6 protein-coding genes are annotated in these 12,862 nt (G+C 49.4%); 5 read left to right on the top strand and 1 reads right to left on the bottom strand.

Translation table 11 applies throughout. The annotated features are described in order from the left end of the window. The first annotated feature begins 52 nt into the window (after positions 1 to 52). The 3 genes from tnpA to EGI32_RS13125 all read left to right on the top strand — a co-directional run bounded on the left by tnpA (position 53) and on the right by EGI32_RS13125 (position 3,652). Positions 53 to 499, top strand: coding sequence for an IS200/IS605 family transposase (gene tnpA, locus EGI32_RS13135; protein WP_255155821.1), 447 nt, complete (start codon positions 53 to 55; stop codon positions 497 to 499). A gap of 521 nt (positions 500 to 1,020) precedes the next feature. Further along, positions 1,021 to 2,067, top strand: coding sequence for a glycosyltransferase family protein (locus EGI32_RS13130; RefSeq protein WP_255155820.1), 1,047 nt, complete (start codon positions 1,021 to 1,023; stop codon positions 2,065 to 2,067). A gap of 244 nt (positions 2,068 to 2,311) precedes the next feature. After that, positions 2,312 to 3,652 (top strand): GH1 family beta-glucosidase, encoded by a 1,341-nt coding sequence (locus EGI32_RS13125; protein ID WP_255155819.1) that lies wholly within the window; start codon positions 2,312 to 2,314, stop codon positions 3,650 to 3,652. A 104-nt stretch (positions 3,653 to 3,756) separates the two neighbouring features. Here EGI32_RS13125 and EGI32_RS13120 read toward each other — a convergent pair whose 3' ends face one another. After that, entirely contained in the window at positions 3,757 to 4,023 is a 267-nt protein-coding gene (locus EGI32_RS13120; protein WP_255155818.1) for a hypothetical protein, read from the bottom strand. Between the two features lie 665 nt (positions 4,024 to 4,688). On the opposite strand from EGI32_RS13120, the gene EGI32_RS13115 reads away from it, so the two are divergent. Both EGI32_RS13115 and EGI32_RS13110 read left to right on the top strand, forming a co-directional pair. Next, positions 4,689 to 12,026: a hypothetical protein gene (locus tag EGI32_RS13115; protein ID WP_255155817.1), complete on the top strand. Its 7,338-nt coding sequence runs from the start codon at positions 4,689 to 4,691 to the stop codon at positions 12,024 to 12,026. A gap of 578 nt (positions 12,027 to 12,604) precedes the next feature. Further along, a complete protein-coding gene (locus tag EGI32_RS13110; RefSeq protein ID WP_255155816.1) occupies positions 12,605 to 12,820 on the top strand; it encodes a PID-CTERM protein-sorting domain-containing protein in 216 nt (71 codons plus the stop codon). The last annotated feature ends 42 nt before the right edge of the window (positions 12,821 to 12,862 follow it).

The following is a 12,862-nucleotide window of genomic DNA, read 5'->3' as shown; positions in this document are numbered from 1 at the left end:
CCCCTTGCCAGGTATCCGCTGATTCGCATCTTTATGCTTTAAAAAAAATCATATGGGCGCATTCACACAGATCAACTACCAGATCGTTTTTTCGACAAAATTCCGAAATCCCACCATCACACATGGATTTGATAAGGAGCTTTATTACTACATCACGAAAGTGTTGAAAGAGAAAAACTGCAAACCACTCGGCGTAAATGGAATGCCGGATCACCTGCATATTCTTACCGGCCTGCATCCATCCGTATGCCTGGCGGATCTGGTAAAAGATATAAAATTATCGACCTCCGACATGATGAAAGGCAATCCGAAGTTCCCGCTGTTTGATTATTGGCAGTCGGGCTACGCCGCATTCACATATTCATTTAACGATGTGAGAAGGGTTTTTAATTATGTCAAAAATCAGAAACGTCATCACATGGGCGTAAACTATTACGACGAGCTTAAAGCGATGCTGATCGCTAACGGGATCGAATTTGACGAGAAATATTTATTGTAATCCAGCCAACCCGGAATGGGTTGAATCTCTCCTTCGCCATGGGTAGCAACCCATGGCGAAATCTTCTTCTCAACCAACCCCGAAGGGGTTGAATCTATCTCTCTATGGGTTGCAACCCATGGAGAGACTTAATCATTCCTTATCATTCAAATAACAATTATTTCATATGCCCTTCTAAACTTTACAACAGGTATTTCAACTTTCGTCATCTAAAACAAAGGGCATGAAAAAAGCAGGCTATTTCATCACGGCATTCATCATACGATTATTCATCCACCGCCTCAGGGATCTGTATTCTCCATTGAAATTTTACGATCTGAATGCAAAAATTTAACCCCGCATTCTATATACGGTTTACCTGCTTTAACCCCACGCCATTCGACGGGGGAGGAGCAGAGAACATGAGTGTACAGAGTTTTCGGAGGGCACTCATAAGTTACGATTAAACAGCTTTAAGCAAACTATGGCCACTCAGTAAAACCTTCAAAGATTTCACCATTCACCATTCACCATTCACTCACATGAAGATCCTTTATGCAATACAAGGCACAGGCAACGGTCATCTTGCCCGGGCACGCGACATCATCCCGCTACTCCGCCAAAAGGGAGAATTAGATATACTGGTTAGTGGTACCGAAGCCGAAATAGAATTACCCTTCGAGATCCGTTATCGCTTCAAAGGATTGAGTTTTGTATTCGGGAAAAAGGGTGGGGTAGACTTTCTGAAAACATTCAAAAAAGGAAGCCTGAAACGCCTGAACAAAGAAATAGATAGTCTTCCGGTAGAACAATATGACCTGGTGATCAGCGATTTTGAACCGGTGAGTGCCTGGGCCTGCCGTCGTAAAAACAAACCCTGCATCGGCCTCAGTCACCAGGCCGCAGTGCTGGACCCGTTTGCCCCTCGTCCGCAAAAAACGGATATGCTCGGACAGATGTTATTGAAAAATTACGCCCCGGTAACAAAAGCCTATGGGTTTCATTTCAAACCATATCACAACAACATATTCACCCCTGTGATCCGCTCAGAGATCAGGCACGCCATCCCTACCGAAGAGGATCATTACGTGGTATACCTTCCGGCTTATTCCGACAAACGCATCCTCGCTTTTCTGGATCATATACCCGATATCAAGTGGTACGTTTTTTCCAAAACCGCTAAAGAAGCTTACAAGGAAAGAAATGTCTATATCTACCCGGTGAACAATGAGCAGTTCATAAATGCCCTCATCTCCTGTTCGGGTGTTCTTTGCGGAGCAGGATTTGAAACACCTGCCGAAACACTTTTCCTGAAGAAAAAACTGATGGTGATCCCCATGAAAGGGCAATACGAACAACAATGCAATGCCGCGGCACTGGAGCAAATGGGGGTACCGGTATTGAAAAAACTGGAGGATAAGTACCTGGAGAAGGTGATCAGCTGGTCTTATTTCAAAACACCCCCTGAAGTGAATTATGCTGATAACACCGCAGCGGTGATCGACCAGGTTTTTGAAGAAAATGTATTAAACCTCCGGGGTTTTTCATCAACCCCGGAGTGTTTGCTGACCGAAAACCCCGGAGGTTAAAAGAAAACCTCCGGGGTTTTTCTCTAACCCCGGAGGGTTTTGCTGATTGAAACACCCGGAGGTTAAAAAGAAAACCTCCGGGGTTTTTCATCAACCCCGGAGGTTTTGCTGACAGAAATGCCCGGAGGTTAAAAAGAAAACCTCCGGGGTTTTTCATCAACCCCGGAGCGTTTGCTCACCGAAACGCCCTGAGGTTAAAAGAAAACCTCCGGGGTTCACCATTCACCATTCACCCATTCACCCATTGACCCACTCACTCACTAAATCCGATTTCGGTCCCGGTTTTCACTTCGGTGTTTCCACTGCCGCTTACCAGATAGAAGGCGCCCACAACCTTGATGGCAAAGGCCCCTCCATCTGGGATGAATTTGTAAAAGATCCGCGGAAGATATTTCAGCGGCAGCATGCCAATACCGCCTGCGATTTTTACCACCTGTATGCACCGGATACGGATCTGCTCAATACGCTCAATATTCAGAACCATCGCTTTTCGATTTCCTGGAGCAGGATATTGCCTTCCGGTACCGGTGAAGTGAATACCAAGGGAATTGATTTTTATAACCGGCTGATCAATCATTCCCTGGAAGCCGGCATAGAGCCCTGGGTAACACTTTATCATTGGGATTTGCCGCAGGCATTGCAGGACAGGGGCGGCTGGACAAACCGCGATGTGGTGCAATGGTTTTGTTATTTCGTGGAGCAATGTGTCCGTCACTTCGGCGATCGGGTAAAAAACTGGATCGTGCTCAATGAGCCGATGGTGTTTACCGGGGCAGGTTATTTCCTGGGGGTGCATGCGCCGGGTAAAAAAGGATTGAAAAATTTTCTCGCGGCCGTGCACCATGCGGCTTTAAGCCAGGCGGCCGGCGGACGATTGATACGGCAGCTGGCAGCGGGTGCCCATATCGGTACTACGTTTTCGTGCTCGCATATCGAACCTTATCGTCCTGTAAAAAAAGATCAGGTCGCCGCATCAAAGGCTGACCTCTTGCTCAACAGGCTCTTCCTGGAGCCGTTGCTGGGAATGGGGTACCCCGTAAACGAACTGAAAATATTGCGCCGTATCGAACACGTGATGAAACCCGGCGACGAATTGCTGCTGGCATTTGATATGGATTTTATTGGTATCCAGAATTACACCCGCGAACTGGTAAGGCACAGCACATTCATGCCATTCATCAAAGCGAAGATCATCAAAGCGAGCCAGCGTAAGGTGGAAACCACCCAGATGGATTGGGAGGTATACCCGGCATCGGTATATCACCTGCTGAAAAAATTTGCGGCTTACCCGAATGTGCCACCCATCATCGTAACAGAAAGTGGTGCCGCATTCGCGGATACTGTTTCGGATAAGCAGGTAGATGATCCGAAACGCCTCGCTTTCCTGCAGGCGCACATGGCTGAAGTGTTGAGAGCGAAAAAGGAAGGTGTGGATGTGCGGGGGTATTTTGTGTGGACGCTGCTCGATAATTTTGAATGGGCCGAAGGGTATTACCCTAAATTCGGAATCGTACATGTAGATCACGCCACGCAGGAGCGCATTGTGAAAAGTTCAGGGAAATGGTATGCGGATTTTTTGAAATAAAGCCAGTTACTAAAATAGCACTGTCATTGAGAGTGCGGGATACCTGCAATGACAGTACTGATAAGGAATGACGTTCCTGCAAATAAATTGCAAATATCCTTTGCCTATTTTACTTCCGTTTTTACTTCAAATACTTCTGCTACCAAAACGGCCCCTTTGGATTTTTGTTTCTTCACCCCTTTGCTGAGTATCTTAGTGGCTTTTTCTGCTTTCTTCAGCACTTTTTTTTCTTTCATTGCCGGGTCAATCGTTAACAATACTTCGATCATCTTATTCTTGATCACATTCTTAGACGCTTTGGCCGCAGATACTTTTTTGGAAGGTTTCTCTTTTTTTACCTTCTTTTCGTTTTTTTCTTTCTTACCTGACATGTTATATATTTTAGGCAAAATTAACGATAAGATAATGTTGCCAATGTTAAGTTTTGAGAAGGGATCAAACCTCCGGCGTTTTGCCCCAACGCCGGAGCGTTTGTTGCTCTTCCGGAGCCAGACGCCCGGAGGTTGAAAGAAAACCTCCGGGGTCGGAGGCAGACGCCCGGAGGTTGAAAGAAAACCTCCGGGGCCGGAGGGAGACGCCCGGAGGTTGAAGAAAAACCTCCGGGGTCGGAGCAAGACGCACGGAGGTTGAAAAGAAAACCTCCGGGGTCTTCGTACCAACCCCGAAGGGGTTGAATCTATCTTCGGCATGGGTCGCGACCCATGCCGACCCATGCCAACGATACCACTCATATCACCCATACCACTCCTTCCACCATACCATTCCAGGATCGTTTATATTAAATTTCCGTTACATTAATATTATCATTTCTCCAGTCATAAATACTTAACACAGAAACAGCCTCCAAAAAAAATCAAGGGTTTACTTTAGCGCTTCCTTAGCAATATCCCTCCGAAAGATCTCCGGTCTGATTCACATTTTTTAACCTGTTCTCAACATTGCAGCAACCCGCCAACGGCCTTGCCTTAGCTACTGCTTTGCCCGGTTGGGAACAGAAAAAAACTAATAAAACATCATTCACTATATCAACAATGTCATGAGTAAAATTTACACTTCCATCCGAAACATTACGGCCTTGTTTCTACTGTTTTTCCTTGCTATGGGAAATGCACAGGCGCAATACTCCGGTACCGGTGTGTTTACCAAAATAACCGCAGCGGCAGACCTTACCGATGGGTATTATGTAATTGCTTACGGTACTACCTATGCAATGAACAACAGCTATGTAAGCACTACTTACCTGGACAGGACTGCCATTTCCCCCACGTCTGGTACTACTATTACCAATCCTGCAACATCCATTGTATGGAAAGTGGAAACCAACGGAAGCGGCAAAAGCATTTACAACGAAGCCACCGCTAAATATATATCTTATACAGGAAGCTCCAACAATGTGCAGGTGGTAGATGCGGTAACAGCCAATAACCAACGCTGGACACTTGCGTATACTTCAGGCGGGATGGCAACCATCACAAATGTGGCAGTCGGCACACGGGAACTGCAGTACAATACCAGCGCCCCGCGTTTTGCCTGCTACACAGGCAGCCAGGCCGATCTTACGTTCTATAAAATGCCTTCCACTTATTACTGGGATGTATCCACTGCTGCCGGACTTGGGGGCTCTGCTACCTGGGGTACCACTTTCACAACCGCAGTAGCTGGCAATACGGCACTTGTAACGGCGCCTATCACTGCCCAGGCAGTTTTCCAGGGTACTGCCGGAACGGTTGGCCTTACCGCCGCTACCACTGAAGTGGCCTCGCTGACCTTCAATGTAGGCAGCTATGCTATCTCTACGGTGTCTGCAGGCGCAAAAGTATTGAACGGCGATATCATCCTCTCTACCAATAACATCACTTTCTCCCCCATGGCTGGTTCTACGCTTACAGTCAACGATGTAGTCAGCGGCACCACTGCGGCGGCGAATGTGGCGTTAACCAAAAATGGCGCGGGCAACCTCCTGTTTCCGGGTGCGGCCAACACCTTCACCGGTAAAGTGGTCATCAACCAGGGATATATCGGCGCCAGCGGTGAAAGCAGGTTTGGGGCCAACCCGGCTTCATTCACCGCCAACCAGATCACCCTCAACGGAGGGGGGATCCTGGCTTCCGGCGGGGCGATCAATTTTTCGAGTAACCGCGGTATCACACTCGGGGCCAGCGGTGGCTTATTCGATGCTACCGGCGGAACGATCACCCTGACAAATATTGTTACAGGTTCGGGCAGCCTCACCGCTACGGCGGGAACAGTCTTGCTGGCCACCGCTCATACCTATACCGGTAACACGATCGTGAACGCGGGCACCTTACAGTCCGGAGTCAACAACGCTATCGCCGATGCAAGTAACATGGTATTAGCCGGCGGAACATTCAGGACCGGTGCCAGTACAGGTTTTTCAGATGTTGTCGGCACACTTGATCTTTCAGCTAACTCGACCCTGGCATTGGGCACAGGTGTGCATACTTTACGTTTCAATAACAGCAGTGCACTCACCTGGGCCGGTACAACGCTGTCCATCACCGGTTGGGCCGGCGTGGCAGGCGGAAGTGGTACTGCCGGACGAATTTATGTTGGAACAGATGCCACCGGCCTTACAGACGATCAGCTGGCGAAGATCACTTTCAACGGATTTACCGCAGGCGCCATGCTCAGGGCCGATGGCGAACTGGTGCCCGCCATCCCCGCGGGAACAATTACATTATCTCCCGCCACGCAGGCATTAGGTTCCTATTGTAATGCTGCTGATAATACGATATCACTTACGTATACTACTACCGGAACGATCACCGCCCCGTTTATCGAACTGAGCAGTAACCTCGGAAGTTTTGCCGGCGTTACCACCAACCTCGGCGGTACTGTTTCGGGCAGCGGTACATTTACCATCACAGCAACCCTGCCTTCCGGAACTGCCGCAGGCACGGCGTACCGCGTGCGGATAAAAAGTACCAACAGTACGCCTGTGATCAGCACCAACAACAACAGCAACATCATCATTACGGCTGCAGTTACACCAACTGTAACGATTGCCGCAAGTCTAACGGGCGCTGTTTGTTCAGGGAATAACATCACTTTTACCGCTACACCTGCCAACCTTGGTGGCGGAAGCGTAAATGCTACTACCGGTTATCAATGGAAAATAGGTGGGGTGGATGTTGCGGGGCAAACAGCCGCTGCATTTACCACCAATACACTCGTTAATGGCGACCAGGTTTCCTGTGCCATCAGCATCACCGGTGGTTGTGTGCTTTCTTCAACAGCCACTTCCAATACCATCAACGCAACTATCACGACGCCTGTAACCCCCACAGTTACCATCGCTCAAACAAGCGGCACCAACCCGATATGTACAGGAGCCTCCGCAACATTTACCGCTACGCCGGCCACTTTGGGCGGAGGTACGGTAGCATCCAATGCTTATCAATGGAAAATTAACGGGGGAAATGTTGCGGGGCAGACTGCCGCTACATTCACCACTACCACGTTGGTGAATGGCGACCTGGTATCCTGCGCCATCACCGTTACGGGAGGTTGTATCACAACAAATACTGCACAATCCGCCAATATCACCATGAATGTGGTGGCATTGCCGCAGGCCCCGGCGGGCACCATCACACCGAGCGATAACCCGGCGTGCGGATCGGCCATACTCACTTACAACAACAGCACCCCGGAAGCAGGCGTGACCTATTACTGGCAGACCACTTCAACAGGTGTATCTACCGCCATCAACGCAGGTACCACCAGCTATACCGTAACAACCACTACCGCCAATATTTATGTGAGGGGAAGGAACGCCACAGGCTGCTGGGGCCCGGCGATAGCCAGCGGGACCATCACCATCAATACAGCCGTGACGATCGGTACATCGCCAGCCAACCTGAGCATCACCACCGGCGGTAATGCCACATTTACCGTGGCTGCTACCGGTACCGCAGCGCTTGCCTATCAATGGCAGGAAAGCCCGGACGGGGTTAACTGGACAAACATCGGTACCAACTCTGCAACACTTAACCTTACATCGGTACCATTGAGTAAAAACGGTTACCGCTACCGTGTACTGGTAAGCAATTTTTGCGGCAGCAAAACATCCGGCACCGCGATACTTACGGTGGCAGACGGCCCATGTTTTGAAATGAACGGCGCTGATTTTCCAGCACGAACAGGTTACACCGAAATATCGGGCACAGCAATGCGGCTTGCATCGGGAAGTTCCGCAGGCAGTATCGCAACAGCAGCATTGACGGGTGTTTCAGGAAATGTTAGTGTGAAATTTCAGGGCAAGGGCTGGTCGGCTTCGGAAGGAACTGTTACCGTTTCTTTTGGTGCCGCTTCGCAAACGATCAATATGTTCAACACTGCTTACCAGGAAAAAGTAATGAATTTTACCGGCGTGCCGGCAGGCTCGGTCCTGAAATTTTCGGCCAATACAGACGAAAGGGTTTATATCGAAAACGTAAAAGTTTTCTGTCTGCCCAATTGTATCCCGGCTGCCATCACTTTGCAGCCAGCAACCGGTCCTGTTGGAACGATCGTGAAAATAACCGGCAGCAATTTCACCGCCGGAACCACGGTTGATTTCAACGGAACAGCCGCTACCACTACATTTGTAAGCGCTACCGAACTCAGTGTGGTAGTGCCTGCCGGGGCTACGAGCGGTACGGTTACGGTGAATACCTCACTCGCCTGCGATTCGGAAGCGCCTTTTACGGTCATCACATCAGCCGACAACGGTTGTGAACTGACCGCAGGGGGCGGCGCCGCAACAGACCTGATCATTTACGAGATACTCGACGAGCAGACGGGTAGTGGCGGTAAGATCGTTTTATTCAACGGAACATCTTCCACCATCAACCTTTCAGGATATTCCATTTACAGGGCTGATAATTACGGCGGCACTTATACCAATTACCTGAACCTCACAGGAAGCATTGCCGCCGGAAGCATCGGTGTGGCCGGTGTTACAGGAAGCGATTGTGCGTTGCCGGCCACCAACGGCACCATGGGCAGTGGCTACAATGGTAATGACGGTATCCAGCTGAGGAAAAGCAGCGGGGCAGTAGTAGTGGATGATGTGGATGTTACCATCGGCTCCGCAGGGTATTACCTCAAACGTGCGTTAGGACAATATTATCCCCGCGCCACTTTCACCGCTTCCGATTGGATTATCACCGATATCGGCGACGGGTTCGATTGCAGCGTGGTAGGTATCACCCCTCAGTCACTCGGCAATTCCCCGGCTATCAGTGTACAGCCTGCCAACCAGGCCTTGACCTGTAATTCAACAACGGCCAGTTATACCGTCAATGCCACACAAGGGGTATCGGGCGGCAGATCATTGGTGTTTCAATGGTATGAGCTGGCACCGGGTGCGGCAAACTGGGTAACCATCAGCACGGGAGTTGTATCGAATGCTACCAGTTCAACCATCACCATTACACCAGCCGCCAAAGACGGTTACCAATATTATGTGCAGGTAAGGGAAGATGATGCTACCTGTTTCATCGCTTCAACAGCGGTGAACATCAAAGTGGTGGCGGAAACAAGGATCATCTACCGCAGCAGGGTTGCCAATGGCAACTGGACAAGCGCCGCCAGCTGGGAAATGAGCAACGACGGCAATACATGGGTGAATGCCTGTGTATACCCTACAGAAGCCAACAGCCAGGAAGTGATCATCAAGAACGGTTCTAAAATTAATATTTCGGGAGATATAACCGTAGACATCGATAAAGTGACCATCGTCAATGGCGGTACGCTCGAACTTGGAACGGTGGATGGATTGAATATCCGCAACGGGAATACCGGGGGCGCCGACCTGGTGGTGGAAGGTACTTTCATCGACCGCAGCAATTCGGGTAGCGGAAATGGGGTAACGTTTGCCACATCTGCTACCTGGCAAATGGGTACCGCGGGAACATTCATTAAAACCAACAACGGGGCAGTGGCGCATTACCGCGCCGCTTACCAGGCCGGCATCAGCAGCATTCCGGCTACCGCCACCTGGATCTACCGATTTACTACAGATGGTACTACCGTGCCTGTGATAGCGATCGATATGTTTTACCCTAACCTGGTATTTGAAAGCACCAATGGGGCACATAATGCCAATGCGCTTGCAGAGAAATTTACAGGGGCAAGCGGTTATACCACGGTGAAAGGTACGCTGGACATCGGTGGAACCGGTACAGGCACCATGGCTGTATACAACGAAAATACCAACGCCCTGCCTATGCAGGTGCTGGGCGGCATCATCGTCCGTACCGGAAATACATTGTCCAGCTTTGCAAGTACCGCAGGAACAGGGTTTGAAGTGAAGGGTGATATTACTGTGGATGGTACGTTTACCGTAAACAGCGGCAGTAAAGGCGTATTGAAATTATCCGGTGCAGCCGACCAGGCCATCAACGGGACCGGGGCAGAAAATATGAATATCTGGGAACTCCGCCTGGCAAACCCCGGAAGGGTGGTGATCCCTGACAGGAATGTGAACGTTCTTGGAAGGATGTTCTTCGAAAATAACTCCGGCCTGCGTTTTGGTACCGGCGACATAGTGATCAGGTCCACGGCTGCCAACACAGCCAGTATTGCGCCGATAGGCACTGCCACACTGGATTACAGCGGAACCGGAAGGTTCATCGTAGAGCGTTATATCCCTACCAATACCCATGGCCGTGCCTGGCAGTTCCTGAGCACACCAACCACCGGTTCACAAACCATCCGCGAAGCATGGCAGGAAAACAATGCGCCGATGGCGAATGCGAAAGCAGGTTTTGGAACACTTATTTATAGCCCTTATGGTACCGCCGGCGGATTTGACAATACCGGGGCCAGCGCCAATCTCAAGCGTTACCTGCCCCTGGTTGACCAATGGGACAACGGCCCGGCCAGCACCAGCGAACCTGTCAACGATCCGAAAGGTTACATGCTGTTTGTACGTGGGGACCGCACCAGCACTCAAACGCACAACAATCCATCCTCCGCAACGGTACTCCGCACCCGCGGACAGATATATGCCCCGGGCAACCTACCGGGTGAAGTAGTGACTGAACCAGGTAAATACCAGTCAGTAGGTAATCCTTATGCATCTTCTATCGACATCAGGGCATTGCTGAAAACAAACCTGACCGATGAAATATACATCTGGGATCCAACACTGGGCGGAAGCTTTGGCTTTGGAAAATACCGTACCCTTACCGTGGTGGGCTCCAACTACGAGATCACTCCAACGGGTGGGGTTTATCCTGTAGATATTGTGAACAGGTTGCAATCCGGACAGGCATTTTTTATCAAGGCACAAACCGGATTGGTCGGAAAGATCGCTTTCAGCGAAGCAGCCAAAACAGATAGCAGCAGGCTGGTGAACCGTGGCGGAAGCGGGGAAGAGGTGGAACTCCTGAAAATAAACCTGCTGGAAAAGATTCCGGGTGGTGAAAATACTTTACTCGATGGGGCCATGGCCATTTTTGGTAATTACTCCAGGAATTACGACAACAACGACGGGCAGAAAATACCGGGCACCAACGAGAATACCAGCTTCCGGGCCGGCAATTCGCTGGCGGCGGTAGAAAGGCGCCCTTCGCCGGAAAACAACGATACGCTGCACCTTGAACTGACCGGCACCCGCCAGGTAGCCTACCAATGGCAGCTGGATACGAGGAATATGTTGCTGCCGGGACGTACCGCCTGGGTTTACGACCGTTTCCTGCAATTAAAAACACCCATCGACCTGAATGGACAAACGCTGGTAGATTTTGTGGTAACAGCTGATCCGTTGTCTTCTGCACGCGATCGCTTCAAGATCGTATTCAACCGCCAGATAGCGGGGCCAACACCGGTGACATTTGTTTCGGTAACGGCTACCCGCAATGCCGAAAGGAGCATACGCGTTCAATGGAAAGTGGAAAACGAGCTCAATATTACCGGCTATACGGTAGAACGCAGCGCCGACGGGCAACACTTTACGGGCATATTGACAGCGGATGCTTCAGGCATTTCAACCTATCAGAAAGATGACTTAGGCCCATTGGCGGCAGACAATTATTACCGCATCAAAGCTACAGGCCCGGGTGGCGCGATCACTTACAGCAACATCGTGAAAGTAGCAGCCATCAATCTGCCATCTTCGATCACGATAGCGCCCAACCCGGTGGAAAACAAGACGGCACAGTTGCGGTTTGTAAACCAGCCGGCCGGTAATTACCAGGTGAAGATCTTCAACAAGATCGGGCAGGTTGTATTTGATCAACAAGTGAAGGTGAGTGGAGGTAACTTTTTGAAAAAGATTGAATTAGGAAATATAGTGGCCGGTAGTTACAGTGTGCTGATCTTAAATACCAGGGGGGAATTGATGAGCCAGGAGATTTTGGTGAAATAGAATTTGGATCACGGCCATTGTTGGTGTTATCACAAACGATGATGGGAGAAAAAAACGTTGTTGGTGATAACACCAACAACGGCAATGAACGGCACCAACGATGATAGGAGAAAGAAATGACTGACTCGTCCTAAAATAAGTTTACAGGAAAGAGAACGTTGTTGGTAATAACACCAACAACGGCAATGAACGGCACCAACGATAATGGGAGAAAGAAAGCCATTGTTGGTGTTATCACCAACGATGATAGGAGAAAGAAATGACTGACTCGTCCTAAAATAAGTTTACAGGAAAGAGAACGTTGTCGGTGATAACACCAACAACGGCGAGGATCTGTGTGATCACCTGATCATTTAAAATCCGTGATCCCATCTGAAATCCTTCAACCCTGGCTAAATCTTTGAGTCAGTTTTTTCCGTATTTCTTTCCGCCTTCCCGGCACAAAACCGGCAATATGGTCTTTAAGTCTGCGTTAAGTAAAGTAAAAGCCACGGAGTGGGTATAAATATTTTGCCTATATTGCTGAAAATTGAAATAACGGCTTATTTTTGTAAAAAGAGTAACGAATACAGATCAATATGAAAAAGACTTTGATGGTGAGGGTTTTGGTAGTGCTAATGTTCTCATTTTCAGCGCTAACGCTGAAAGCGCAACCTTGTGATCCAGGTGATCCGGACAACCCGGTGCCTTGCCCGATCGACGGGGGAGTGAGTTTATTGATAGCGGCCGGAATTGGCCTGGGGGCAAAAAAAGCGTACGATCAGAAAAAAAAGACTGAAATCAGGAAATATTAATCCATCAGTTTCAATATAAGTTTTTGTAACATAGGCAATCGA

This window comes from Ferruginibacter sp. HRS2-29, assembly GCF_024343615.1.
Taxonomy (GTDB): domain Bacteria; phylum Bacteroidota; class Bacteroidia; order Chitinophagales; family Chitinophagaceae; genus Ferruginibacter.
Note: the sequence above shows the minus strand (reverse complement) of the source record. Positions and strands in the feature narration are given on the sequence as shown.

What these genes read in the sequence shown, in the direction of transcription:
- EGI32_RS13110 (WP_255155816.1), top strand. Translation starts at nt 12,605, where the DNA reads ATGAAAAAGACTTTGATGGTGAGGGTTTTGGTAGTGCTAATGTTCTCA.
- EGI32_RS13115 (WP_255155817.1), top strand. Translation starts at nt 4,689, where the DNA reads ATGAGTAAAATTTACACTTCCATCCGAAACATTACGGCCTTGTTTCTA.
- EGI32_RS13130 (WP_255155820.1), top strand. Translation starts at nt 1,021, where the DNA reads ATGAAGATCCTTTATGCAATACAAGGCACAGGCAACGGTCATCTTGCC.
- EGI32_RS13120 (WP_255155818.1), bottom strand. Translation starts at nt 4,023, where the DNA reads ATGTCAGGTAAGAAAGAAAAAAACGAAAAGAAGGTAAAAAAAGAGAAA.
- tnpA (WP_255155821.1), top strand. Translation starts at nt 53, where the DNA reads ATGGGCGCATTCACACAGATCAACTACCAGATCGTTTTTTCGACAAAA.